The 26,343-nt window shown below is 46.8% G+C and carries 19 protein-coding genes and 1 riboswitch; of the genes, 12 read left to right on the forward strand and 7 right to left on the reverse strand.

What is annotated here, in order from left to right:
- Positions 1-4 precede the first annotated feature (4 nt).
- Together DXN04_RS20030 and DXN04_RS20035 are read right to left on the reverse strand one after the other, a co-directional pair.
- Positions 5-4,348: a CusA/CzcA family heavy metal efflux RND transporter gene (locus DXN04_RS20030; RefSeq protein WP_116855166.1), complete on the reverse strand. Its 4,344-nt coding sequence runs from the start codon at positions 4,346-4,348 to the stop codon at positions 5-7.
- Positions 4,349-4,421: 73 nt separating this feature from the next.
- Complete coding sequence (locus DXN04_RS20035; protein WP_147320002.1) at positions 4,422-4,802, reverse strand: hypothetical protein; 381 nt, start codon at positions 4,800-4,802, stop codon at positions 4,422-4,424.
- A gap of 52 nt (positions 4,803-4,854) precedes the next feature.
- Between DXN04_RS20035 and DXN04_RS20040 the strand changes: the two genes are divergently transcribed.
- Positions 4,855-5,427 (forward strand): helix-turn-helix domain-containing protein, encoded by a 573-nt coding sequence (locus tag DXN04_RS20040; RefSeq protein WP_116855168.1) that lies wholly within the window; start codon positions 4,855-4,857, stop codon positions 5,425-5,427.
- On the opposite strand, the gene DXN04_RS20045 is transcribed toward DXN04_RS20040, so the two are convergent.
- A complete protein-coding gene (locus tag DXN04_RS20045) occupies positions 5,398-6,678 on the reverse strand; it encodes a DUF5690 family protein (RefSeq protein ID WP_116855169.1) in 1,281 nt (426 codons plus the stop codon). The genes DXN04_RS20040 and DXN04_RS20045 overlap by 30 nt on opposite strands.
- 194 nt (positions 6,679-6,872) lie before the next feature.
- On the opposite strand from DXN04_RS20045, the gene pbfA reads away from it, so the two are divergent.
- From pbfA to DXN04_RS20075, 6 genes are all read left to right on the forward strand, one after another.
- Positions 6,873-8,132: a (R)-1-hydroxy-2-aminoethylphosphonate ammonia-lyase gene (gene pbfA, locus DXN04_RS20050; protein WP_116855170.1), complete on the forward strand. Its 1,260-nt coding sequence runs from the start codon at positions 6,873-6,875 to the stop codon at positions 8,130-8,132.
- On the forward strand, positions 8,129-9,028 hold the full coding sequence (locus DXN04_RS20055) for an alkaline phosphatase family protein (RefSeq protein WP_116855171.1): 900 nt from the start codon (positions 8,129-8,131) through the stop codon (positions 9,026-9,028). Before pbfA ends, DXN04_RS20055 begins: the two co-directional genes overlap by 4 nt.
- 4 nt (positions 9,029-9,032) lie before the next feature.
- Positions 9,033-10,274 (forward strand): phosphonoacetate hydrolase, encoded by a 1,242-nt coding sequence (phnA, locus tag DXN04_RS20060; RefSeq protein WP_116855172.1) that lies wholly within the window; start codon positions 9,033-9,035, stop codon positions 10,272-10,274.
- Positions 10,258-11,688, forward strand: a complete 1,431-nt coding sequence (locus DXN04_RS20065; RefSeq protein ID WP_233525641.1) for an aldehyde dehydrogenase family protein — start codon at positions 10,258-10,260, stop codon at positions 11,686-11,688. Before phnA ends, DXN04_RS20065 begins: the two co-directional genes overlap by 17 nt.
- A 10-nt stretch (positions 11,689-11,698) precedes the next feature.
- On the forward strand, positions 11,699-12,844 hold the full coding sequence (locus DXN04_RS20070; protein WP_199415089.1) for a TIGR03364 family FAD-dependent oxidoreductase: 1,146 nt from the start codon (positions 11,699-11,701) through the stop codon (positions 12,842-12,844).
- A 96-nt stretch (positions 12,845-12,940) separates the two neighbouring features.
- Positions 12,941-14,575, forward strand: a complete 1,635-nt coding sequence (locus DXN04_RS20075) for a L,D-transpeptidase family protein (protein ID WP_116855175.1) — start codon at positions 12,941-12,943, stop codon at positions 14,573-14,575.
- A gap of 276 nt (positions 14,576-14,851) precedes the next feature.
- Here DXN04_RS20075 and DXN04_RS20080 read toward each other — a convergent pair whose 3' ends face one another.
- The 4 genes from DXN04_RS20080 to DXN04_RS20095 all read right to left on the reverse strand — a co-directional run bounded on the left by DXN04_RS20080 (position 14,852) and on the right by DXN04_RS20095 (position 19,730).
- Positions 14,852-15,607, reverse strand: coding sequence for a murein L,D-transpeptidase catalytic domain family protein (locus tag DXN04_RS20080; RefSeq protein ID WP_116855176.1), 756 nt, complete (start codon positions 15,605-15,607; stop codon positions 14,852-14,854).
- 313 nt (positions 15,608-15,920) lie between these two features.
- Entirely contained in the window at positions 15,921-16,970 is a 1,050-nt protein-coding gene (locus DXN04_RS20085) for an agmatine deiminase family protein (RefSeq protein WP_116855177.1), read from the reverse strand.
- The gene (locus DXN04_RS20090; protein ID WP_116855178.1) at positions 16,970-17,845 is read right to left on the reverse strand and encodes a carbon-nitrogen hydrolase; all 876 of its coding nucleotides are present in this window, start codon (positions 17,843-17,845) and stop codon (positions 16,970-16,972) included. The genes DXN04_RS20085 and DXN04_RS20090 overlap by 1 nt, the downstream gene beginning before the upstream one ends.
- 97 nt (positions 17,846-17,942) lie before the next feature.
- Positions 17,943-19,730 (reverse strand): peptidase associated/transthyretin-like domain-containing protein, encoded by a 1,788-nt coding sequence (locus DXN04_RS20095; RefSeq protein WP_147320003.1) that lies wholly within the window; start codon positions 19,728-19,730, stop codon positions 17,943-17,945.
- Positions 19,731-19,802: 72 nt separating this feature from the next.
- A riboswitch (cobalamin riboswitch) is annotated at positions 19,803-19,993 on the forward strand.
- 106 nt (positions 19,994-20,099) lie between these two features.
- Here DXN04_RS20095 and DXN04_RS20105 point away from each other — a divergent pair.
- The 5 genes from DXN04_RS20105 to DXN04_RS20125 all read left to right on the forward strand — a co-directional run bounded on the left by DXN04_RS20105 (position 20,100) and on the right by DXN04_RS20125 (position 26,266).
- Positions 20,100-21,161, forward strand: a complete 1,062-nt coding sequence (locus tag DXN04_RS20105; protein ID WP_116855181.1) for a DUF5074 domain-containing protein — start codon at positions 20,100-20,102, stop codon at positions 21,159-21,161.
- Between the two features lie 34 nt (positions 21,162-21,195).
- Positions 21,196-23,103, forward strand: coding sequence for a TonB-dependent receptor plug domain-containing protein (locus DXN04_RS20110; protein ID WP_233525642.1), 1,908 nt, complete (start codon positions 21,196-21,198; stop codon positions 23,101-23,103).
- Between the two features lie 4 nt (positions 23,104-23,107).
- Complete coding sequence (locus tag DXN04_RS20115) at positions 23,108-24,205, forward strand: YncE family protein (protein WP_116855183.1); 1,098 nt, start codon at positions 23,108-23,110, stop codon at positions 24,203-24,205.
- Positions 24,206-24,265: 60 nt separating this feature from the next.
- Positions 24,266-25,075: a PKD domain-containing protein gene (locus DXN04_RS20120; protein ID WP_116855184.1), complete on the forward strand. Its 810-nt coding sequence runs from the start codon at positions 24,266-24,268 to the stop codon at positions 25,073-25,075.
- Positions 25,076-25,162: 87 nt separating this feature from the next.
- The gene (locus DXN04_RS20125) at positions 25,163-26,266 is read left to right on the forward strand and encodes a family 20 glycosylhydrolase (RefSeq protein WP_116855185.1); all 1,104 of its coding nucleotides are present in this window, start codon (positions 25,163-25,165) and stop codon (positions 26,264-26,266) included.
- The last annotated feature ends 77 nt before the right edge of the window (positions 26,267-26,343 follow it).

Here is a 26,343-nt window from a genome sequence, read left to right on the forward strand (position 1 = left end):
TGAGTTAGTTAATTCCGCTGATTTTCTCGATGTCAAAAGCGGCATCGTTCAGGGCTATAATCAGGTTGTAATAATTGCTGCGTGTTTCGATGGCCTGGTTGATCAGGATTGTCCATTCCAGGTAACTGCTTTCCCCACTGCTCAAACGCTTATTAGCACCTTCTATCAGGATCCTTGCATTTGGCAATTGTACCAGTGTATATGTCTGTAACAACTCCTGGTACCTGTAATAGTTATTCAAAGCCCTGTTAAGTTCCTGGTCCAGTTGTTGCCTGTTCGCTGCCAGTTCCTGCTGCCGTTGCTGTATCAGGATATTGCCTGCTTTAATACGGGCACGTTGCGCTCCGCCAAAAATAGGAATTCCAATACCTGCACTTACAGCAGAGAAACGGGTGCCACTGCCATAATATTCCTCGGCACCTGTTGTATTCTGATAGCCGATAAAACTGCCGTTCGCATACCCCACATTAAGAGAAGGCAGCATCTTACTTTTCTCCAGTTTATATTCCGCATTTGTAGCATCCAGTTGTTTCTGCTGCAATTGAAGCAGCGGCGCATTGTTGGTATTCTCCGGCAGCGCCGCCGGATGGTAGACCAGGCTATCTGCAACAGGCAGTACAGGTGTACTGCTATTCAATAAAACACCAAATAAGCGCAGTGCCGCATTATAATCCGTATTCAGCATCGCCAGCTGCGAAGCAATCTGCAATCGCTGGTTCTCAGCCGTCGCTTTTTCCAGTGCATCTGTATCACCTGTTTTAAGACGCAGCGTTGCCTTTGCAACAAAGGCGGCATAGATGCTGTCAGCTTCCATCAAAAGACGCTTTTTCTCCTGCAATGCCAGCAGGAGGTAGAACGTAGATTTCACCCTCGCCCTCAGCTCATTCTCGGCGTTACGGGTATTCGCCTGGCTGATCTGCCACTGCGCGATCCCCAGGTCACGCTGTCGTTTGTACACGGTAGGAAACTCAATGCCCTGGGAGATAGTAAACCTGTTATCATTCGCCATGCTGTTGATCCGTCCATATTCAGCACCGATCTGCGTCTTCTCAGGATTAAAGCTGCTCTTACGGAGCATGGCATAATAATCCTCACCTGATTTCGCAGCTTTGATATGCAGGTTGTTTTTAACCGCCTGATCAAGTGACTCCTGCAGGGATATTTTTTCCTGCGCCTGCAAACCCGTACCAATCAATAACAGGACCGCTACCGCAGCGCCCTTCCTGTAAAAACGGAATCCTTTTTCAAAAAGGATATATAAGACAGGTAATACAAAAAGTGTCAACATAGTAGATATAATCAAACCACCTATAACCACGGTGGCCAGTGGTTTCTGTACTTCTGCACCCGCACCGGTGCTGACGGCCATAGGAATAAAGCCCAGAGATGGCACCAGTGCAGTCATTAGCACCGCCCGCAGTTTTGATTTGGTCCCATGAATTACAATTCGCCGCACATCATGCCAGCCCTCATTCTTCAACCTGTTAAATTCATTCACCAGCAGGATCCCATTTAATACCGCCACCCCAAAGAGTGCAATAAAACCCACACCCGCAGAGATGCTGAAAGGCATATCGCGCAGCCACATAGCAAAGATGCCACCAATAGCAGATAATGGAATAGCGGTATAAATCAGCAAGCCCTGCCTGATAGAAGAAAATGCGAAATACAATAAAAGGAAAATCAGCAATAACGCAATCGGCACCACGACAGATAAGCGCTGTTTAGCAGCTGTGAGATTGTCAAATGCACCACCATAGACGATAGAATAACCTAAAGGCAGTTTCACTGTTGCCGCCACCTTCTGTTGCAGCTCCTGTACGATGGTCTGAACGTCCCGGCCATTTACATTGAAACCAACTATAATACGGCGACGGGTATTTTCGCGCTGAATCTGGTTAGGACCTTCAATCTCCCTGATCTCTGCCACCTGGTACAGCGGGATCTGGATACCATTCGCCGCAGGCACCAGCAGGTTTTCGACATCAGAAATATTTTGTCTCGCCTCACCCGCCAACCTGACCACCATATCAAAACGCTTTTCACCTTCATATACAATACCTGCACGCTGACCGGCAAAAGCCGTATTCACCACTCTGTTTATGTCGCTCACATTCAGGCCATACCGGGCCATGGCATCGCGGTTATAATTGATTACAATCTGCGGCATACCTGTCACACTCTCTACATACAGGTTCACCGCGCCTTTTACAGTATGGATCACATCCCCCAGTTTGTTCGCATAGAATGCCAGGGAATCCAGGTCTTCACCAAAGATCTTGCACACCACATCCTGACGGGCACCGGTCATCAACTCATTAAAACGCATCTGTACGGGAAACTGAAATCCTACGCTGACACCCGGCACTACAGATAATGCTGCAGTCATCTTCTGCGACAGCTCAGGGAAAGATTTTGCCGATGTCCATTCCTTCTTATCTTTCAGGATCACCATCATATCGGCAGCTTCCAGGGGCATCGGGTCCGTCGGGATTTCCGCACTTCCTATCTTGGTCACCACCTTCTCTACTTCAGGGAATTCCTTCAGCAGGATACCGGATGCCTGTTGTGTCGCCTTGATCGTCGTCTTCAGGTTACTACCTGTAAGCAGTCGGGTTTCTACAGCAAAGTCACCTTCTTCCAGTTGGGGAATGAACTCACCACCCATTTGCCCCAGTACAATCACCGCCAGTACCATCAATACGCAGATAGCAGCAATGATGGACCTGGGAAAATTCAGCACACGACTCAGGAGGGGCTGATAGAAACGCTCAATACGGGTCATCATTTTATCTGCCAGGGAGGCCTTATGGGATATTTTTTTATTCAGGCACAATGCACTCATCATCGGCACATACGTGATAGACAGCAGGAAGGCACCCAGGATGGCAAAAGCCACCGTCAATGCCATCGGCTTGAACATCTTGCCCTCAATACCCTGCAAAGACAGGATCGGGAAATATACTATCAGGATGATGATCTGGCTGAATACAGCAGAACGGATCATTAAACCAGTACTGGTATTCACCTCCTTATCCATCTGCTCCTGTGTGATCAGGTTCGTATTCCTGAAATGTTTGGAGTGCGAAAACCGGTGCAGGATCGCTTCCACCACGATTACCGTTCCATCCACGATTAACCCGAAGTCAATCGCCCCAAGACTCATCAGGTTACCACCCACACCAAACTTGTTCATCAGTATAATTGCAAACAGCATGGAAAGCGGAATCACTGATGATACAATGAGCCCCGCCCTGAGATTACCCAAAAAGAATACTAATACGAAAACCACAATCAACGCACCTTCCATCAGGTTGTGTTCCACCGTCCGGATCGCATTATTTACCATCTTCGTCCGGTCCAGGAACGGCTCAATCACCACACCTTCGGGCAGCGCCTTTTGAATCTCCGCTATTTTATTTTTTACCCGCTTAATCACCGCCGAAGAGTTTTCACCTTTCAGCATCATCACCACTGCACCAGCTACTTCACCGTCCTGGTTGAAACACATGGCACCATAGCGGGTCGCAGCACCCAGGTGCACTTCTGCCACATCACGGATGAGCAGGGGTACCCCATTGCCCAGGTTCTTTACAACTATCTTTTCAATATCGGCCAGACTACCCGTCAAGCCTTCACTCCGGATATACAGTACGGTTGGTCCTTTTTCAATATAGGCACCGCCGGTATTCTGGTTATTCTTTTCCAGCGCATCAAATACTTCTGCGATAGTGATACCATACGCTTTGAGCTGTTCAGGGCGTACAGCGATCTCATATTGTTTCAGTTCCCCGCCAAAACTACTCACATCCGCCACCCCGGGCGTACCCAGTAGAAGCCGGCGTACAGTCCAGTCCTGCAGAGTTCGAAGGTCCATCGCAGAGTATTTACCTTCATACCCCTTTTTGGGCCTTACTACGTACTGGTAGATTTCACCCAGCCCTGTAGTCACCGGGGCCATTTCAGGCTTGCCTATGCCGTCAGGAATAGCATCCTGCACCTGTGCCAGTCGCTCAGCGATCTGCTGGCGTGCCCAGTAAATATCTGTTTCATCCTCAAATACAATGGTCACCAGTGAGAGCCCGAAACGGGAAAAGCTTCTCAGTTGTTTCAGCCCCGGGATATTACTACAGGATTGTTCGATAGGGAAGGTGATAAGGCGCTCTACATCCGGTGCACCGAGGGCAGGCGATACGGTGATCACCTGTACCTGGTTGTCGGTAATATCCGGCACCGCATCAATTGGTAAACGGGTCACTTCGTAAGTGCCCCAGCCGATGAGGGCAATAACAAATAGCCCAATGATCAGCTTATTCTTTACAGAAAAGCTAATTATTTTATTTAGCATAATATATCAGATTCGATCAAATAGAAATTGAAGGAAGAAATCCTTCCTTTGCAAAGAAATATATAAGAGGAGATTAAACCCGTGGAGGGCGGAAAAGATCGCTGGCAGCTGGATTCGGAAGACGGTCTTCATCCGGCTCGGGGTATTTAATGGCTATATTTGACACTGCCTGTACTTTAAGATATGTAATCCTGGCAAGTGGTGTGAATACCTGGTGAACGGTTGTGCTGTTTACTTTTTTGAAGGGTAACTGGTCATCACGATCCTGGTCGTTGTCATTGTTGTCATGTCCCCAGTAATGCATGGAAAGGAACTGCATCACACTCAGATTTCCATCCTGTGCACGATGCTCTATATAGTGCATCACCAATACCGGCAGCTTTAAAAGCTGATCAAAAGAAATGGTGTGCAAAGTAAAGAGACCCATTAATATGTATAGGCGTAATTTTCCCACGATAAGGCAAAGATAAAAATTCTATCTTTACTTCGAAGCCTTATCTTATATTATGCAGGAAGATATACTGATACAAATCGGAAACAAGATTAAAGAGATTCGTAAAGCTAAAGGAATCACCGTACAGGAACTAGCCAGCAAGGCCGAAGTGAGCAAAGGTTTAATTTCACAGATCGAGAATAACCGTACCATTCCATCCCTGCTGGTATTAATGAATATTATCACCTCGCTGGATCTGGACCTGAATGAATTTTTTAAAGGCATCGAACAACAATCTACGGCATCCCAGGTAATCGTAAAGCGGAGTGAGGAATACTATGAATTTGAAAAGGAAAAGACAAAAGGGTTCAAATACAAGCGGATTATGACCCGCAACCTAAAAAATTTCCCTGTAGATATAGTAATGCTGGAACTGAAACCCGGCGCGAAAAGAAGTAATATGGTCAGGACAGAGGCCTATGAATATAAATACATTGTACAAGGCACCGTGGAGTACCTGATCAACAACGAGAAGCACACTTTATACGCCGGCGATTCTATCTTTTTTGATGGCAGGCAGGGTCACCGTCCTGCAAATATCGGCGAGGATACAGCCCTAATTCTGGTAGCCTACTTTTTTATCTAACAACAGTTTTTTAAAAAATACCACGCAGGTAAACAGGAGTACCCCTCCACCTATAGTCATCACACAACTAAACTGGGCCATAGTATCCGACCATTTTACAGTCTTTGCGAAAAACTCCTTATAGAACAGGATTCCCACACTGCCGAGGTAGCCTAAGGCATCGCACAGGTACACAAAATAACCCGCATTGGCCCGGATCTGAAACAATGCAATCATCCGCTCAAACAAGGCGACCTGGACGGGCACATATGCCAGGAAAAGCCCAATGCCCAGCCAAAGCATCCAGTAATAAGCAGCAATCAGGTGGAGATGAAATAATAAGGTGCTGATGCCTCCCATAGCCACCCCCGCGATAATCAGACCCATTGTGGCATGAAAAGCCTTCTCATTATTCTTAATTAAACTGAGCGCACCCACAGCAATGAGCACGAAAATGCTACAGAAAACCTCCGTCTGCGCCAGGACTGTCTTACTCCAGTGCGCATCCAGTTCATTCCAGATCTCTACAGAAAAATTATCCCTGAAATCACGCATGGTTGCCAGCATACAATATACAATCATAATACAAACGATGCCAGGACCATATTGCCGCAATACATTTGCCTTGTCGGCCTGTGTCATTGGCGGCCTTTCAGCACGCAACAGCTTATCTGATGCAGAAGGAGCGGGGATGACGGAAAGCATCCACACAAAAAAGCAAAAAAGTGGAAACGCAATAGCACCAATCGTAAAGGGTAACCAGAATTCAGAAATCCGGGGGAACAAACTATGCACTTCGAGGTAAGTGGTTTTTAAAATACCACTGGCCGCAATAATACTGATGCTAAGACCAATCGAAAGCACTTCCGTATACTTACGGCCTTCCAAAAAGCTGAAGACAACACCCCAGATCATCCCAAGCGGCAGCCCGTTAAAAAACAGGAAGATGAAATTATATGGATAAGGCACAAGGCCAAAGAATAATAAGGCAATAGCAGAAAATCCCACCAACCCGATAATAAGTTTGACCCTGCTGGCGGGGCGGAGCTCAGAAATGACTTTAATCCCGATGAATTTTGATGTCATATAACCAAGCACCTGCGAAATAATAAGGATCGCTTTATATCCCATCCCAAATAAAGTATACTCAGCATACAAACCCGTGGACATCGGTTTACGAAACGCATACATACAGAAATAGGTGCCAAAAGAAGCGATCAGGCACCAGATACTAAACCAGGGGCCGGAGGCATTTTTGAGTAAGCGATGCATAGGTGAGAAAGTTTAATATTTGTAAATATATTTTACAAAAGTTGTGGGAAGGTTAAGCCATGGTTAATTAAAAATTAAATCTTTCTCCCCAAATTTGTTTAGTATTAGTAAATTTAACAAGCTACCTTTGTTTTACTATTACTTAACAATTTGTTAAGCTACACTAAACTATTTCTTTTAGATATTTGTCCGGTATGGAAGAGCAATTCTCAGCAAAAGAAGGAGATATTAATAGCTCCGAAAACCGGCAGCAATGGATAAGCCGGCAGACAGATACTACTACCACCGCGCTATTGAATGCAGATGCAAACGTATTCCTGCACCAATCGCTTTCCACCCCCTGTATGGATGTACTGTCAGCGGCAACAGGTATATATATCATCAACCAGCAGGGAAAACAGTATATGGACTTCCACGGTAACAGCGTTCATCAGCTGGGTTACCGGAATAAATACATCACGGACAGGGTGAAAGCGCAGATGGATACCCTTGCTTTTTCTCCCAGAAGGTTTACCAATGTGCCGGCTATACAGCTGGCCGAAAGATTGACCACTGGAGACTTAAGCAGGGTATTATTTGCGCCGGGAGGTACCTCCGCCATCGGCATGGCCCTGAAACTGGCCCGCGTGGTAACCGGGAAATACAAGACTATTTCAATGTACGACTCCTTCCATGGTGCCTCCCTGGATAGTATCTCCGTTGGTGGCGAATACCAGTTCCACCAGGATCTCGGCCCGCTGCTCACCGGCAGTATCCACGTACCACCACCGGATCCCAAACGGGGCATCTGGAAAGATGAAATGGCCTACGCTGACTATATAGAATATGTGATAGAAAAAGAAGGAGATATCGGTGCATTGATAGCTGAAACAATCCGTAGCACAGATGTCATTATTCCAACCATACAATACTGGAAACGTCTCAGGGAAATCTGTACAAAACACGGCGTGCTCCTCATCCTCGATGAAATTCCCATTTGTATGGGTCGTACAGGTTCTCTCTACGCCTTCCAGCAATACGGGATCGTACCCGATATCCTTGTACTGGGAAAAGGCTTAGGTGCCGGTTTGATACCAATGGCAGCCATGCTCTGCAAAGAAGAATACAACAGAGCAGCACATATTTCACTGGGTCACTATACCCACGAAAAAAATCCCCTGGGTGCCACCGCTGCGCTGGCAGCACTGGACTATATGGAAGAATATAAAATACTGGACCATGTGAAAGAAATGGAAAACCATATAGGCAGCCGGCTGAAAAACTTACCATCACGGGGCAAAGGCATGCTCTGGGCAATTGAAGCGGACAATGCAGAGCAGGTATTGTACCGCTGCCTGGAGCAGGGCCTGAGTTTCAAAGTATCCAGCGGCAGGGTATTGTCGCTATACCCGCCATTGATTACCACCAAAGAAGAAATAGACCACGCTTTAGACATCATCATCAGCGCTATATGAAAAAGTTCCTCACGGGCTGTATTTTAATTTTACCGGCCTTCCTGAAAGCACAGGAGAAATTACCCAAAGGCATTGAACATGTCATCATCATCGGCGTAGATGGCATGAGTCCCGATGGCATCAAAAATGCCAATACCCCCGTCATGCACAGGCTCATAGCACAGGGTGCCGTAAAGTGGAATGTAAGAACCGTACTGCCCAGCAGTAGTAGTCCGAATTGGGCAAGTATGATCATGGGTGCCGGTCCGGAACAACATGGCATTACCGACAACGACTGGCAACGCGACAAACATACCCTTCCACCGATAGTGACCAATGAAGAGGGGATTTTCCCTACCATCTTCGGTGTGCTACACCAGCAATTTCCCAAAGCCGGTATCGGCGCAGTCTACCACTGGGATGATTTCGGCCGCCTCTTTGAAAAGAATGCTGTGAACCACGACCGCCATTTCAATACAGAAGATTCAACAGCTACCGATTTCATTCAATACATCCGCACGGCACAACCACTCTTTGCATTCGTACACTTCGATCATGTGGACCATGCCGGCCATGAATATGGCCATGGCTCGCCTTTATATTACCAGGCAGTAGCCAAAACCGATTCACTCATCGACCGTATCATGGAAAACATCCCTGCAAATACACTGGTGATCATTACTGCCGACCATGGCGGCAAAGGCAAAAGTCACGGAGGCGCTACGCCCGAAGAAGCAGAAATTGCCATGATCTTCTCAGGCAAAGACGTGAAAGCCGGATACGAAATCAAACAACCCGTGTACACCTACGACCTGGCTGCCACCATTGCTTTTGCCCTGCATGCGAAACAACCTTATGCCTGGATAGGCCGCCCTGTAAGGAGCGCTTTTGCAGGATTTAACGAACCGCAAAATTAATCACATGTCTATATCTACCTTATCCTTTACTGCGAATGGCATTACCTATCAGCCACCAGCAGCACCTATCGTGGTGATCTGCCTGGATGGCTCGGCCGATGAATACCTGGATGCCTCACTGGCTTTTGACCGCATGCCCCACCTGAAGAAAATGATTCAGCAAGGCTATAGAGGCATGGTAAGAGGGGCCTTACCTTCTTTTACGAACGTAAACAATTCCTCGATTGTAACGGGGGTGGCACCTGCAGTCCATGGCATCTGTGGCAACTTCTTTTACGATGCAGCACTGGACCAGGAGGTGATGATGAACGCAGCTTCTTACCTGCGGGCAGAAACCCTGCTGGCAGCTGCCGCAAATGCAGGCCGTAAAGTAGCAGTCGTAACAGCGAAAGAGAAACTGCGCGACATCCTGTCTCATAATATGCAAGGCATTGCGTTTTCAGCAGAGAAAGCAGCAACAGCAACTATAGCCACCCATGGCATCGATGATGTAGAACAATTGACAGGTCAACCCGCTCCCGCCATCTACAGTGCAGATGCCAGCCTGTTCGTACTCCGGGCTGGCAACGCCCTGCTCCGCGCAGGCAGAGCCGATTTCCTGTACCTGTCACTGACAGATTTCATGCAGCACACCTATGCTCCGGAGGCACCGGAGTCTTTAGATTTCTACGCTGCCATCGATCATGAACTGGGTCAGCTCCTTGCAGCAGGAGCCATCGTAGGTGCTACAGCCGATCATGGCATGAATGCCAAACAATTGCCTGATGGCAGTCCGAACGTCATGTATGTAGAAACACTGCTGGATGAACAATTCGGGAAAGGCAGCCGCGTTATCTGCCCCATCACTGACCCTTATGTAAAACATCACGGTGCATTAGGCTCATATGTAGTCGTACACCTGAAAGATGCATCCCGGGCGGCAGAAATAGGCCGCTGGTTACTGGCACAACCCGGCATTACCGAAGTTTATGACCGGGACACGGCCGTACGTTTGCTCGAACAACCCGCTGACCGTACAGGTGACCTGGTCGTACTCTCCGCACGCAATGTAGTGCTGGGTCGTACACCTGCCCACCACGACCTCTCTGCACTGGATAGCGGCCTCCGGTCTCATGGCGGGCGTTATGAAGAAATGGTGCCACTGCTCATTTCTCACCCCCTGAATGCAATCTATATGCGAAAAGCGGCAGGTGATGCCCGCAATTTTGATGTCTTTGATTTTACAATTAATGGAACAGGACAATAACTTATCCCTGCATTGCTATGCAGCTGGCAAAATGATACGGGGCGAAGAGCTTCTTACCATCCGCAGCCCATACGACAGGCGGATAGTCGGAACCCTTTCCACGGTAAAAAAAGAAGATACCCTGGCTGCCATCGCAGCAGCCTTAGCACCAAATGCGCTTATGAGCCATTTTGAGCGCTATCAGGTCTTAAATAAGGCACAAACTCTCCTGGGGGAGAGAAAGGGGGAATTTGCGGCGCTAATAAGCGCGGAATCGGGTCTTAGTATCAGGGAGGCCATGTACGAAACCGGAAGAGCCATGGATGTGCTCATGTTCGCCGCCATCGCTGGCCTCCAGGAACCCGGCCAGGTCCTGTCCTGCGATGTCTCTCCCCAGGGTAAAACCAGGAAGATCTATACCGTTCAGGAACCTGTATCCCTGGCGGTGGCGATTACCCCATTCAACCACCCCCTGAACCAGGTTGCACATAAAGTAGCACCGGCATTGGCAGCCGGTACACCGGTGATCCTGAAGCCCTCTGAAAAAACACCGCTCACCGCCATCCGTTTCGTAGAATTGCTTTACGAAGCGGGGCTGCCCCCGCATATGCTGAGTGTATTGCTGGGACCTACCCACGAAGTAGCCGAAGTACTCGTCGCCGATCCCAGGGTAGCAGTAGTCTCCTTTACGGGTAGCGTAAGTGTCGGTAAGCGCATCGCGCAGACCGCAGGCTATAAAAAAGTCATCCTGGAACTGGGTGGCAATGATCCCCTGATCATTCTGGAAGATGCTGAATTGGAATTAGCGGTTACACTCGCCGCCGAAGGTGCTTTCAGAAACTCCGGACAGCGCTGCACAGCTGTAAAACGCATCCTGGTACAGGAAAGCATCCACAATGAATTCGTAAGCCGCTTCATTGAAAAAACAAAGACCTATACCTGCGGCAATCCTGCGGATCCTGCTACCATAGTTGGCACTGTGATCGATGAAGCGGCCGCCATTCATTTGGAACGACTCATTGAAAAGGCCGTCGCTCAAGGGGCAAACCTCGTACAGGGTGGCGCACGTCAGGGCGCATTGTTGCAACCAGCCATCCTTACCCAGGTACCCCGGCATGCAGAAATGGTCGTTCAGGAAGCCTTCGGACCACTGGCACCCATAATGGCTGTCACTCACCTGGAAGATGCCGTATCCGTTGCCAACAGCACGGCCTATGGATTATCTTCAGGGTTGGTGACCAACAACCTGGAGCATGCCATGTACGCCATCAAACATATCAAAGCCGGTACCGTGAATATCAACGAAGTGCCCGGCTACCGGATTGAACATTCTCCTTTCGGAGGTATTAAAGACTCAGGACTGGGTATTAAAGAAGGTGTCACTGAAGCGATGAAAACCTTTAGTTTCACCAAGACTTATTCCCTGCCATGGTAACAATATTTTTATGCAACAATTTGATCTCATTATTATCGGCGGCGGCATCCTCGGTACCGCACATGCCTGGCACGCCCTGGAAAAAGGATTGAAAGTATTAATACTGGAAAGGGATAATTACCCCCTCGGCGCAACCGTACGCAATTTCGGCCAGGTCGTACCCTCCGGTCTTGCTGATAAATGGTTTGGCTATGGCCTCACAGGCTTGGCCCTCTACAAATCCATCCAGGCAAAAGGTGATATTTCCGTCAGGCATAATGGGAGTGTATACATTGCCTCTGATGAGGATGAGCAATTACTGGTTCATGAGCTCAAAGCCCACTATGATCATATCGGGTATCAGGCACAATTGCTTTCCGCTACGGAGGTGCAGCAACGTTACCCTGCTATCAAACCGGGATATGCCAGGGAAGCACTCTTCTTTCCTCAAGAAATCAGCGTGGAGCCGGATAAGATGATTCACCGCCTGCATGCGTATATGAAAGAGACATACAACAAGCTGCAGATTATATATTACACGCCTGTCAGTTCTATCAAAGAAACCAATGGTGCTGTCACTGTCAACCAGCAATTCCAGGCAAATAAAGTCATCATCTGCTGTGGCCATGAAGGAAAACTTTTATATCCTGATGTCTTTTCTAACAGCGGACAGGTAGTGAGCAAACTCCAGATGCTCCGCACCATCCCGATGCCGGAATTGCAGCTCAAAGGTAATATCCTCACAGGACTCACCATTCGCCGCTATGAAAGCTTTGCTACCTATTGCCCTTCATTTAATAAAATAAAAACGCCCCATCACTATGAGGAGCTGAAAAAATGGGGTATTCACATCCTCTTTAAACAGGCGACGGACAATAGCATCATCATCGGCGACAGCCATGAATATGCGCCCATCCATCAGTCAGACGATCTTGGTTTTCACACCAATCACTACATTAATGAACTGATCCTCGAAGAAGCTTCACATATAATTAATATAAAGGGACGACAAATCGCCGCCTGTTGGAATGGCTACTATGCACAACACAACGAAAATAATATTTTCGAGCATGACCTGACACCGCAAATCCATATCCGCACAGGAATAGGGGGGAAGGGTATGACCGCCGGCGCAGGCTATGCAAAGGAGAGTGTGGACCTGCTTTATGGGAATTAATACCCAATCTGCGGAAAATTATTTTCATCAGGGACTGTTCCGGGGCCGTGAATATCGGTCCCGGACACAGGCACAGGTTTTGCACTTATCCCAAGTATGAAAAAAGCATTGATAATTTCGGCTTTCGCGATCTCCCTGATCGCAGGTTGTAAATCAGGTACAGACAAAAAAAATACAGGCGGCGACAATGCTGCCACGCACAATGATATACCTGTTACCCCCAGGAATAATGAAGTAACCCCGGCAAACGCGTACAATGGTCTTTTCCTTGAAACCAAAGATGTAGAGAAGTTCATCGCTAACCAGAAACTGGATAGCAATCTCGCGAACAGGTTGCGCAGTTTTTACAATGCACGCAACTTTGAATATGCCTGGTTCGATACTGCTGGCCTGAACGAACAGGCTTACGGGTTTCGCAGCCTGTACGATTATAGTGTAGACACCAGCGAGAACAACAAAGCCCTTGAATATCGTCTCAATGCCCTCATGAGCAATGAACAGGATTCAGCTATCTCTGCCACCGATGCAAATATCGTGAAGACAGAACTGCAGCTGACCCAGCGCTTCATTAACTATTTCCTGGACGCACATAAAGATGATAAGGATGCTGTAAAAGTAATGGAACACTACGTACCCATGCAAAAAAGTGACATCCTGAAAATGGCGGATGCTGTGATTTCCGGTAAAGGTTATCACTCCACCGACATCAAAAATGTATATGGTGATCTGACAAAAGAACTGGAAAAATATACTGCTATCGCTAAGAAAGGTAACTGGGATAGCATTCCTGTTGATAAAAAGAAAAAGTATAAAAAAGGTGATAACAGTCCAGTCATTGCAGCAATCAAACATCGATTGCAGGCAAGCGGAGAACTGGACGGACAGGATACCACCGGCGTATTCGACGATGCACTGGAAGCTGCTGTCAACAAGTTTGAAGCAACCCATGGTCACACACCAAAAGGGATCATCACGGATACCCTTGTACGTGAAATGAATGTACCGGCTATCACCATAGTTGAGAAAATACTGATCAACATGGAGCGTATGCGCTGGATCCCGCCTGTTCCGGAAGGTAGGCTGATCATGGTGAACATCCCTGAATTCATGCTGCATGCCTGGGATGGTAAGAATAAAGATTTCGATATGGCTGTAGTAGTAGGTAAGGAAGGTAAAAGTACCACCAGCTTTAGCGGTGATCTGAACCAGGTCGTTTTCAGTCCTTACTGGAACCTGCCACGCAGTATTATCAAAGAAGAAGTATTGCCTGCTATGAGCAGAAACAAAAATTACCTGGCAAGTCATCATATGGAAGTGACCGGTGAGAGAAATGGTGTACCGGTGATCAGACAGGTGCCTGGAAAAGAAAATCCATTGGGCAGGGTGAAATTCCTTTTTCCCAACAGCTTCAATATATATTTCCACGATACGAATCAAAAGGAATTATTCAACAAGGATCAGCGCGCGTATAGCCATGGCTGTATAAGACTGTCTGATCCCGTTAAAATGGCCAATTACCTGCTGCATGATCAGCCGGAATGGACAGCAGAAAAGATTGATAGTGCAATGAACAGTGGAAAAGAAAAGTACGTCAGAGTGAAGAACCCGGTACCCGTTATGATTACTTACTATACTACCTGGGTAGGCGCAGACGGTCAGCTGCATGTGGTGGAAGACATCTATGACCACGACCGAACAATGGCTGCGAAATTATTTACTGACGCACGTTAAAAAACTCCGTACATCCCCCTGGCCCTTTTCATACTCCTGCGCATCTGTTAACCTTCTGATGTGTCTGTTGCGTGATAATGTGTCATTGAGCGCCGAAGTGTGTAATGAAGAGGGGCCAGGGTGGATGAAGAACGGACATCTGACTTTATAGTGAAATGGATGTTGAGGCGATTGAAATACCTTCACGTAAAATTCAATAATCTCCTTGCCGATATCCTTGAAACTCATGCCTACTGAAAATTTCAATCCCGAATACCGGAATCTAAAATCAGCCGTTTACGCAATCGTCGTATCCACCGGCAATGACTCCAAAATTCTCGAATGCGCCATATAATACTTATCAGGACTATATAAGAAAAGACAAGATCCGTCTTTAATCATCTCAATAATTGCCCTGTGCACCTTTTCAGGAATAGCCGGACAACCCAGGCTACGCCCGATATAACCCTGCAACGCCGCTAACTTCTCATTCACATACGCCGCACTGTGCATTACAATACCACGACTCATCGCATTGTCATTAATGCCCTGTTCCTGGCCAGCCAAACGCAGACTGTAACCATGTTCCCCCCTATAAGTATCGCCCGTTACATAAAAACCCAGGCTACTCTTGAAGCTCTCCGGGCTGTTAGAGAAGGCAGTGGCTACATCCGTTCCGGAATTCCGACCATGTGATACAAGTGTATTGAACAGTACTTTCCCATTTTTAAGGTCAATTACGAACAAGCGCTTCTTACTCGAAGGCAGGCTGAAATCCACAATCGTAATCAGGTCAGTGTTGGCTAATTTTCCTTCAGACTCCAGTTTCTCCATCCCCTGGATGGCATAGTTAAAAGCAGTGCGGGATAACCCCATTGACTCCAATGCGAGCGTATCATACAACATCGCTTTACTGCTTACTGAAGATTTGTTAATCGCGATAACGTTACTTGCTCTATGACCGGTAGATGGTAGTACTCCAAATGTTGTGACTGCAAAAACTCCGGCGGCAAAGGTGAACTGTGTAATTTTTTTAATAACAGGTTTCTTCATCTAAGGAATTGGTTAGGTTCTTTAATAAGGATAATAATCTGGAATAATAGGACAAGGCAAAGGTAAGACTGAAAATGTAAAAGAAATGTGAAGAGGAGAGTAGGACTCCGAACGGGACGATTGCAACAATCAGGGCATATGCAACAGCGGTGCAGTTTTAGAAGAATCAAGCCAGTAGCGGTCGCCAGGGATTTTTAACAATAAGATGACATTACAAGGGCATCATATAACGGAATTCAGGGATGTGTTTCTGCTTAAAAAAGGCGCTGTTGCGAGGGCAACAGCGCCTTTTTGATATAATTTTTATTGATATTTATACCAGCGGTTCCTGCTGACTCAGGCAGTGAAAACTACCCAGTCCCCAGATAATCTCAGTCGAATCAATACCCACTACCTCACGGGTTTTAAAGCACTCCTGGATAATCTGTAGCGCCTTATCATCCTGTGCACAACGGTAAGTAGGCACAATTACATGCTTGTTACTGATATAGAAATTCGCATAAGAAGCCGGCAACCGCTGGTCTTCATACACTACCGCATCCGGCATTGGCAACTCCACTACATTCAGCTGTTTGCCATTCAGCAGGCGCATCTGCTTTAATTGTTCCAGGTTACCCTGCAGCAATTCATAGTTTTCATCCTGCCTGTTGCTTTCCACCACAGTCAGTACAGTATCCTCGTTTACGAAGCGAACAGTATCGTCAATATGACCATCCGTATCATCGCCAATAATCCCTTCTGCAACCCACAGCACCTGGTCTACACCATAATAATCCTGTAAATATGTCTCTATCTGTGCCTGGCTCAGGTGAGGGTTCCTGTTTTCGTTCATCAGGCAACAGGTGGATGTCAGCACCGTACCTGCACCATTGAATTCTACAGAACCACCTTCCATCACTATACCAGGATGGAATACCGGCAGTTTAAAGTGATTTGCGATCAGGGTAGGAATCACATCATCCTTGTCAAAAGGAGGATATTTACCACCCCAGGCATTATAGCCCCAGTCTACGATCACCTTCTTTTCTGCAGCAGTTGGATTGATCAGGAAAGCAGGACCATGGTCACGACACCACGCATCGTTGGTAGGATGCAGGAAGAATTCCACTTTGTCCATTTGTACGCCTGCTTTTTGCAAATGTGCAACAGCAGCGGCTTTCATGACTTCGTCTGCCACGTTGATGCGTACCAGCTCACTCATCGCCAGGTACTTCACAAACTGGCTGTAATAAGGATAAATAGCATCAATCTTGCCCGGCCAGCTGGCTTCTTTATGCGGCCAGCTCAGCCATGTAGCTACATGCGGATGGAATTCGGCAGGGAAGAAGTATCCCTGCTGTTTCAGCGTTGCTTGTCCGTTCATTATGCTTCGTCGATAAATCTTTTAGTGATGTTGCCGTAAGAGTCGATTCTCCTATCGCGCATGAAAGGCCAGTGCGTACGGTATCTGTCGGTAACAGACAGATCCAGCTCTTCCACATGGATTTCCTCTTCTTCATGAGAAGCCTGGTAGATAACAGTACCAAAAGGATTGCTGATAAAGGAACCACCCCAGAACTTCATGCGGCCTTCCTGCTCAAAACCGGTACGGTTCACACTTACCACGTGAATACCGTTGGCTACGGCATGGCTACGCTGAATAGTCTGCCAGGCATTGTACTGTTCCACATTGGTTGCTTCATCCTGGGAAGTCGCCCAGCCAATAGCGGTAGGGTAGAACAGGATTTCAGCACCCATAAGTGCCGTAATACGTGCTGCTTCAGGATACCACTGATCCCAGCAGATAAGTACACCAATAGTCGCGAATTTCGTTTTGAAAACTTTATAGCCTAAGTCACCAGGCGTGAAATAGAATTTTTCGTAGTAAGCCGGATCATCCGGGATGTGCATTTTACGGTATTTGCCAAGGTAAGAGCCGTCAGCATCCAGCACAGCAGTAGTGTTGTGGTACAAACCTGCTGTCCGCTTTTCAAAGAGGGAGGCTATGATCACAACACCCAGTTCGCCAGCTACCTGTTGCAGGGCATCTGTGGAAGGACCAGGAATAGGCTCGGCGAGAGAGAAATTGTCATAATTCTCTTCATCACAAAAATACAGGGAAGTAAACAGCTCCTGTAAACAAACGATCTGTGCACCTTTGGCAGCGGCAATCTTTACCTGCTCAATTGCTTTGGCAAGGTTTTCCGCCTTATTGGCCGTACAACTCATTTGCACAAAACCTACTTTGACTTTTGACATTTACCAGTGTTTAATTTTTTTGAAAAAGAAGGGGCAAATTTACGGAATTCTAAGGACAAAATAAGGGCTTATGGAATCCTTAATAGTCAGATTACTTTTAGAAGAAACTAAACCCAATATGCCACCCGAACCAAAACTTCATATTATCATTAAACCTGAATGCCCCGTATGGACCCGGTACCCTCGTCTTATACCCCTCCACACCCGGCTCATTGTTACTAAAATAAAGCGTCAGTGCCGGCCCGGCAAAAATCCGCGTATGCCTGCTTAACTCCTTATTCCACGCCATCTGCAACCGCGCCAGCGTTCCCATCGTCTCCCAACTCCCCAGGTAAAGATTCTGCTCGGATACCTCTACACTATAATCCTTAAACGATTTACCTATGCCATACCCAAAACTATACGCCCGGGATCCCTCCGCAAAATTAGCCCCGGCCAGGATCAGGCTGTACAGCTTTTTATTCCCCGATTTAAAAGCCAGGTTCAGCGGCAACAACTCCGTATTATATACCAACAGCTGGTGATATCCTCTCCGCACAATACTCACCACCCCTATACTATACCCATCCGAAGAATCTGCATAATTCACTACACCCACCTGCACACCTTTCAGCACACGGGCAATATTCAGCACACCCGCTACCTGGACCCCACTAGCCGTATCAGCCGCATTGAACACACCTGCTGCCTGCACTCCATTCTCCCGCACGCCCACGTTAAACACACCGGCTGCCTGTACCCCATTCTCCTTAGCCCTGGTCATATTACCAATCCCTGCCGCCATCACACCATAATGATCCTTCCAGTACACATTGAACACCCCGGCCGCACCTACACCCCGTGTCTCACCCGTCGATACATTAAAGATCCCGGCCAGTTGCACCCCCTTGTATCCCTTCGCTGTCATATTACTAAACCCCGAAGCCTGCAATCCCTTTACAGAATCCATCACCTGGTTGTGCAAACCACTCAGCTGTACACCCTCCATTTTGCCCCCCACCACATTGAACAGGGAGGCAAACTGGGCATACTTCACATCCTTCTGGTCGATATTAAAAGCACCTGAAATCTCCACCCCGTTCAAACCCGCTGTATAGCCCCCGATAAAATTCAAAGAAACTTTATTCACCACCTGGCTACTCAACTTGCCATGTGTGCCCAACCCGGGTAACAAAGAAGTCTGGTAAGGCTGATCTGCAAAGAACTTACTCAGGTTCAGTGACTGGTACCGCTGCTTCGATGTGAGGAACACCTTGCCAAACCAGGACTCACTCACCCTGGAATACTGGTTCACATCCACTATCCCCAAAGTGATTGGTGCCGCCGGTTTTATACTCACACTGATCTCCTGGTCATACCCACCCGTCACCATCATAATCGTATCCTTATACAATTCCTTACTCACTGTCAGCATCACCGGGATAGGCCGATCCTTATCCCGCTCCCGCAGTCGCAACCTGTAATACCCCTGATCATTCGTCATGGCCGAAATAAGCTGTACACCTTCGTACACACTCGCATTATGCAGGGGCTGACCAGTAGCACCATCCGTAATATGTCCGCTCACAAAGAAATACTTCTCCCTGTTAGGCTGCAGCAACAATTGGTTCCCCGCATCCTTATAAGACATGCTTCCCTGAAACAACTGGTCCAGGACCTGCTTCACTGTTTTATGGCTGACATGTACCGACACAAGACTATCAGCATGTACCATCTCACGTACATAGGAAAAATGAAAATCGCCCTGGTGTTCTATTGCATCCAGTACAGCATGTATAGGCTGACGGGTCATAGAGACGGAAACAGTCTTACTCAGGTTGCCCTGGCCATAGCTATGGATAATGCTACAAAGCAGGACTACAAACAGGAAAAGTTGTCTCAACAAAATGGATTTTTTAAAATTTGCGGCAAGATAGGCGAAAAATCGTTTCAATTTGGTTATTCCACCCCCTTGATGTAGGTTTGTGCCGCATTTGGTGCTTATCATGTGATAGGCTTAAAAGGGAATCCGGTGCAAAACCGGAGCTATCCCCGTAGCTGTAACCTGAGTAATATTTCCGGTTCTACTCATTGCCACTGTCCACCATGGATGGGAAGGCCGCCGGAAAATCAGGGAGCCAGAAGACCTGCCAGATTGCATAGATCCATTCAGCGCTTTCGGGTGAAAAGCTTCGGGTTATAAGGAAATCATGCTCGCCATGCTGAATGATCTATTCCGGAAGGAATCTTACAACTATTTCAATATTAAAACAGCATGCACAGAAAACTACACGCACTTTTATTAGCATCCGCCGTATTCTTCCTGGCTTCATGTAGCAAAGATGAAAATACTACGATTATTTCCAAGGGCCCCTATGACAATGGCTACTTTATCGTAAACGAAGGTAACTACTCTGTCAAAGCCGGAGACCTGAGCTTCCGCAGCTATAATGCGGATACCCTTACACAGGATAATTACATTGATATAAATCCTTCCAGCCCGCTGGCTACTACCACCACCACACTGGAGTATGGTACTATTTATAATGGCAAACTGTACCTCGTCACCAATTACGGTGGCCCACTGGTAGCAGCCGACGAATATTCCCTGAAAGAAAGCGCCAGGAATACAAGTCTGCCGGCCAATGGCCATGCTTTCATAGGCATCGACAACACCAGCGGCCTGCTTAGTACAGACGATGGCATCTATCCTGTCACCCTGTCTTCACTGGCGCTGGGTAGCAGGATCAGCGGAGTATCCGGCTCCGTCAGCGATCTGCTGAAATCCGGCAACTATGTATTTGCTCTCACCGCCAATGATGGTATCGTGGCCCTCAGGACAAGCGACTACAGTGTAGCAAAGAATTTAGGTACCGCCATTGCAGGTTTTGCACAGGGCAAAGATGGCTATGTATACGCTGCGCAAAAAAATGCGCTGCTGAAAATCGATCCATCTACACTCAAAGTAGATACCATCTCCACCAGCTTCAATGTACGCTATAATGAATTCGTATTTACCAGCAGTTCTATCGTAGCTTCCACACAGGAGAATGCCATATATATACTGAGCGATGACCAGAAAGTGTACCGCTATGTATCCGGCAATAACAGTTCCCTGGGCACTGCCTTTATTAGCCTGCCTGCTGATCATTACTTTTATGGTAAAGGTATTAACTACGATCCTGCAAAAAATACACTCGTTTTAACAGCGAACACCAGCGTATGGGGCAGTGATCCTGACAACACCCTTTATACTTACAGCGCTGCAGACGCTTCTTTAAAAAATACTTTGAACTATACCGGCTTCTTATATCCGGCCATGGTAGTGTTCCATTAATATGAAGGAAACAAGTTTCATAATATGCTTCTTTTTGCTGTGCCTCAACTTAGAGGCACAGCAAAAAGATACTACCCATACCTTACAGACCATCACCATCTTCTCTGCTAAACCAGGTGCCATCACACCCGTTCAAACTCTCAGCGGCAAGGCACTGGAAAAAATGAACAGTCTCTCCGTAGCTGATGCCGCCCGCTTTTTTTCAGGTGTGCAGATTAAAGACTATGGTGGCGTAGGTGGCCTCAAAACCCTGAACGTACACAGTATGGGGACTAACCAGCTGGGGGTATTTTATGACGGCATTCAACTCAGCAATGCACAAAACGGCACCGTGGACCTGGGTCGCTTTTCTCTTGACAATATTGAACAGATAGACCTCTACAATGCACAGAAAGGTGTCATCTTCCAGCCCGCAAAAGGATTTGCTTCCGCCGCATCTATCTATCTCCAATCCAAAAAACCTGTCTTTCACGATGCAGCTACCTTACACGGTAAAGCAGGCTTTAAGACCGGTAGCTTTGGATTGATCAACCCATCGCTAAGAATAGAAAAGAAGCTCAGCTCATGCATATCAGCCGTTGTCAGTTCAGAATGGACACATGCTGACGGACAATACAAATTCAGGTATCGCTACAACGATTATGATACTACCGCCGTTCGCAAAAATGGAGACATCGATGCCTGGCGCGTGGAAGCAGCTGTCTACGGCAATGGCCGGGATAGCAGCAACTGGCATGTACAGGGATATTATTATAATGCTGATCGTGGCCTCCCCGGCCCTATAGTAAAAGGCCATTTCGAGAATGGACAAAGACAATGGGACCGGAATGCATTTATCCAGGGTGGCTATAATAAAAGCTTCGGCAAATACAACATGCAGCTGAATGCCAAGTATATGCTGGATTATGTTCGCTACCTGGATACAAGTATCGTCACCACTACCGGCCCACTGATCAACCGCTTCCGCCAGCATGAATATTACCTGTCCTCAGCCAACCAATACCGCATTAAGGACTGGTGGGATGTAGCCCTGTCCGCCGATTTTCAGGTCAACCAGATGACAGCCGTGAACCTCGATCACTTCAGTATTCCTACCAGGATCACAACACTGGTGGCAGGCGCTACACAACTGCATTTTCAGAAACTGGACCTACAGGGAAGCCTGCTTGCGAGCATTATCAACGAAAGCACAAAACTTTATACCAGTGGTGGCAACCGCAGGGCATATACCCCTGCAGTCATTGCCTCCTGGCAACCCCTGGCCAATCCTGCATTGCGGATCCGGGCCTTCTACAAGGAAATCTTTCGCATGCCGACATTCAATGACCTCTATTATACCACCACCGGCAATCCTACACTCAAACCTGAGTATAGCAAACAATATGATGCAGGAGCCAGTTATACCAGGACCTCCGCTGGCTGGTGGCAGTACTTTGCCATTCAGGCAGATGCATATTACAGTAGGGTTACCGATAAAATCGTTGCCGTGCCGGGAAAACTCTTTCGCTGGCAAATGCAAAACATCGGATTGGTCAATATCTATGGTATAGATGCAGGCGTGCAGACCTCACCGCGATTTTTCAAAGAGATAGGCACAAACTTCTCGCTTAAATACACTTACCAGCGGGCGACGGACAATAATGACCAGCAGATTGTGTACGTACCGCTGCACAGCGGATCCTTTACGACCAACCTCTCCTGGAAGGCCTGGGACCTCAATTATAACTTTGTCTATGTAGGATCACGTTATTATGGCAGTGTCAATATTCCCGAATATTATATTGAGCCCTGGTATACACATGACCTGTCTTTGTCATGGCATATCAGTCAGCTGAAAATAAACGGGGAAATTAATAATATCTTCAACCAGTACTACGATGTCATATATAACTATCCCATGCCGGGCCGTTATTACCGTATTACTGCAAGTGTAAATTTTTAAAGTTATGAGAAAGTGGATCTTCGTTTTACTGGTTTTAAGTGCATGCAGAAAAAGCGGGACAAACAGCAGTTCCAGCGAAGCAACGCATGTCACGGATGATACAAATCAAAGTTCCTTTTATTTATTAAATGAAGGGAATATGGGATTGAACCAGACGACGCTGGACTATTTCAATGGAAGGAAAGGAGATTATAACCTGAATATCTACGGAGAAATCAATCCCACCATCGTAAAAGAGCTGGGCGATGTAGGCAATGACCTGAAGATCTATGGCAATAAATTATATGCCGTAATCAATGGCTCGGATAGGGTAGAAGTGATGGATAAGCATACCGCAAAGCACCTGGGGGAAATCAGTGTACGCAGTTGCCGCTATATTTCTTTTTATAACGGTAAAGTATATGTGAGCTCATTCGCTGCCGCTAGTGGTAGTACAGATGGAGCTGGTTTTATTGCCGAAGCAGATACTTCCACCTTCGAAGTATTGCGTACCCTGACTGTTGGCCGCCAGCCGGAAGAAATGGCTGTGGTGGGAAGTAAAATGTATGTCGCGAACTCAGGTGGGTATACTTCTTCCAATTATGACCGCACCTTGTCAGTAATAGATTTAAATACCTTTACCCTCATCAAAACAATTGATGTCGCCGTCAACCTGCACCATGTAAAAGCAGATAGATACGGTAACCTGTATGTGAGTTCCAGGGGTGATTATTATAATATACCTTCCAAACTTTTTATAGTCAGCAGTACAACTGATGCTGTTACAGATTCACTGAATCTGGGGGTAAGCAACCTCGCTATCAGGGGAGACTCCGCTTACATCATCAGCGTGCAGTGGAGTAATAATACAGGTACAAACACTATCAGTTATGGTATAGTGAATGTAAAAACGAAATCAATTGTTAGCAATGGGTTCATTCAGAATCAGGCTCTTACAACGCCATACGGGATAGCCGTAGACCCTGTAACAAGAGATATCCTGATCACAGATGTAAAGGATTATTTACTGCCAGGCACCTTGTATTGCTTTGATAAAACAGGAACAAAGAAATGGAGTGTTAGCACCGGTAATATACCTTCAGTGATCACCTTTATCGAATAGCATTTCCTATTTCATTATCTGTTTTAAAATCACAATTTATCGCCCTTTATTCAATAATTTATGCGTAAATGGATCTTCATCTTATTGGTTTTAAGTGCATGCAAAAAGGATGATACAAGCACTGCTACAAAAAGTAAATACATCAGTAAGATCTATGAATATAAACCCGCACCCGGACAATTTATAAATACCAGTATAGGTGATAATACAGCCGCACAAAAGCTGGTTGGCAATACGGAAAATGTACTAAGCCTCGGGGCCTTTGGCGGCTATGTGATCTTTGGATTTGATCATGGAGTCAGCAGATTTGGGATCTACAGCAATACCATAGAAAGCCTCTCAGAACCCGGCGTAGTTATGGTAAGCCAGGATGTAAACGGAAATGGATTGCCGGATGATGCCTGGTATACATTAGCAGGTGACCAATATAACAATGCTCTAAAGAATTATAAGATCACCTATTATAATCCGGGCACCAATGCAGATGTAAAGTGGAAAGACAACCAGGGTGACTCAGGCACCGTAGCAATCAATGCATATCATACACAGTCCTATTATCCTTCGTTCATCACCACACAGGATTCTCTTTCTTTCACAGGCCTTAGACTACCGGTTACACTAAAAGACAGCGCGGGTTTCATTACCAATACCGGTTTTGCAAATGGCTACGCGGATAACTGGACGGCCGAATATAGCACAAATGGCTACAATAGTTTTGACCTGGCCAATGCGGTGGATGATAATGGCAACAAGGTAAGTTTATCAGCCATCAATTTTGTAAAAGTCTATACAGGTCAGAATAGCAAGGGCAATGCAACCATAGGTGAAATATCTACAGAGATAAGAGGAGCGGTTGATCTGAACTTGTGATAATGTCAATCCGGCATTTCAAACATTCACTGGCTCCGTTGATGTAATTTCTTTCACATTGATAATACTATTTCGTAATTTATCAAAATGAAAAACGTCATCTTTCTTTCCCTGTTATGCTGCGTTATAGGACTTACTTCCTACGCCCAAACTCAACCAGACAGCGTATTACCGGTTCGTGGTTTCTGTATCGGAGCGCCCTCACCGTCTGGACTGAACGAATTTATTAAATTCATTGACCAGGAACTGGCCCCCCGGCAGGTGAACACGCTGATCCTGCGGGTGGACTACAATTACAAATACGAAAGCCACCCTGAACTCCGCAACGAAAACTGTCTTAGCAAAGCGGATATCAAAAAGGTGGTAGCCGTATGCAAGAAAAACCACATTCGTTTAATTCCGCAATTCAACCTCTTAGGCCACCAATCCTGGGCCGGAGAAGTATTTGGCCTGCTCACCAGGTACCCCCAGTTCGACGAAACTCCCTGGGTGAAAATGCCTGAAAAGTATGCCTGGCCTAACCCGGACGGACTTTACTGCAAAAGCTATTGTCCACTGGCACCCGGTCTGCACAAAGTGGTATTTGATATCATGGATGAGCTCTGCGATGTCTTTGAAACCACCGCCTTTCATGCAGGCATGGACGAGGTATTTTACATAGGAGAGGAGAAGTGCCCCCGTTGCGGTGGCAGGGACAAGGCGGAACTTTATGCCGGCGAAGTGGCCACCCTGCGCAATCACCTGGCAGACAAAGGCCGCCAGCTCTGGATCTGGGGCGACCGCCTGCTGGATGGTAAAACCACCGGCCTGGGCATGTGGGAAGCAAGTATGAATAATACATACCGCGCCATAGACCTGATTCCAAAAGATGTGATGATCTGCGACTGGCATTACGATCGCCCGGAAAAAACACCGGTTTATTTTGCCATTAAAGGACTCAATGTAATTACCTGTCCCTGGAGAAAACCTGAGTTTGCCCAGCAACAGGTAAAGGATATGATTGCTTTTAGAAATAATGCAACACCCGAAATGAAAGACCGTTATCAGGGGATGATGCAGACCGTATGGTCCAATGCGGAATCCTTTATGGATGAGTACTACGGCCGGAAAACGCCGAAGGATACTTTAGAGAGCGCCAGCCGCTGTTTCAGGGTAATGTACAAGGATATCGATGTCGCGATAAATAAGTAACTGCAAACAACAACACTACCTTGAAAATTAATATTTGGTAAGCGACGCTGAAAAGGTTACCTTTAACCTTTACAAAT

The sequence above is a fragment of the Chitinophaga silvisoli genome (genome assembly GCF_003412465.1).
Taxonomy (GTDB): Bacteria; Bacteroidota; Bacteroidia; order Chitinophagales; family Chitinophagaceae; genus Chitinophaga; species Chitinophaga silvisoli.

Coding starts and splice junctions, on each gene's coding strand:
- phnA (WP_116855172.1), top strand. CDS start 9,033: ATGTCTATATCTACCTTATCCTTTACTGCGAATGGCATTACCTATCAG.
- DXN04_RS20070 (WP_199415089.1), top strand. CDS start 11,699: ATGCAACAATTTGATCTCATTATTATCGGCGGCGGCATCCTCGGTACC.
- DXN04_RS20045 (WP_116855169.1), bottom strand. CDS start 6,678: ATGCATCGCTTACTCAAAAATGCCTCCGGCCCCTGGTTTAGTATCTGG.
- DXN04_RS20105 (WP_116855181.1), top strand. CDS start 20,100: ATGCACAGAAAACTACACGCACTTTTATTAGCATCCGCCGTATTCTTC.
- DXN04_RS20075 (WP_116855175.1), top strand. CDS start 12,941: ATGAAAAAAGCATTGATAATTTCGGCTTTCGCGATCTCCCTGATCGCA.
- DXN04_RS20115 (WP_116855183.1), top strand. CDS start 23,108: ATGAGAAAGTGGATCTTCGTTTTACTGGTTTTAAGTGCATGCAGAAAA.
- pbfA (WP_116855170.1), top strand. CDS start 6,873: ATGGAAGAGCAATTCTCAGCAAAAGAAGGAGATATTAATAGCTCCGAA.
- DXN04_RS20080 (WP_116855176.1), bottom strand. CDS start 15,607: ATGAAGAAACCTGTTATTAAAAAAATTACACAGTTCACCTTTGCCGCC.
- DXN04_RS20040 (WP_116855168.1), top strand. CDS start 4,855: ATGCAGGAAGATATACTGATACAAATCGGAAACAAGATTAAAGAGATT.
- DXN04_RS20090 (WP_116855178.1), bottom strand. CDS start 17,845: ATGTCAAAAGTCAAAGTAGGTTTTGTGCAAATGAGTTGTACGGCCAAT.
- DXN04_RS20085 (WP_116855177.1), bottom strand. CDS start 16,970: ATGAACGGACAAGCAACGCTGAAACAGCAGGGATACTTCTTCCCTGCC.
- DXN04_RS20055 (WP_116855171.1), top strand. CDS start 8,129: ATGAAAAAGTTCCTCACGGGCTGTATTTTAATTTTACCGGCCTTCCTG.
- DXN04_RS20065 (WP_233525641.1), top strand. CDS start 10,258: ATGGAACAGGACAATAACTTATCCCTGCATTGCTATGCAGCTGGCAAA.
- DXN04_RS20125 (WP_116855185.1), top strand. CDS start 25,163: ATGAAAAACGTCATCTTTCTTTCCCTGTTATGCTGCGTTATAGGACTT.
- DXN04_RS20030 (WP_116855166.1), bottom strand. CDS start 4,348: ATGCTAAATAAAATAATTAGCTTTTCTGTAAAGAATAAGCTGATCATT.
- DXN04_RS20120 (WP_116855184.1), top strand. CDS start 24,266: ATGCGTAAATGGATCTTCATCTTATTGGTTTTAAGTGCATGCAAAAAG.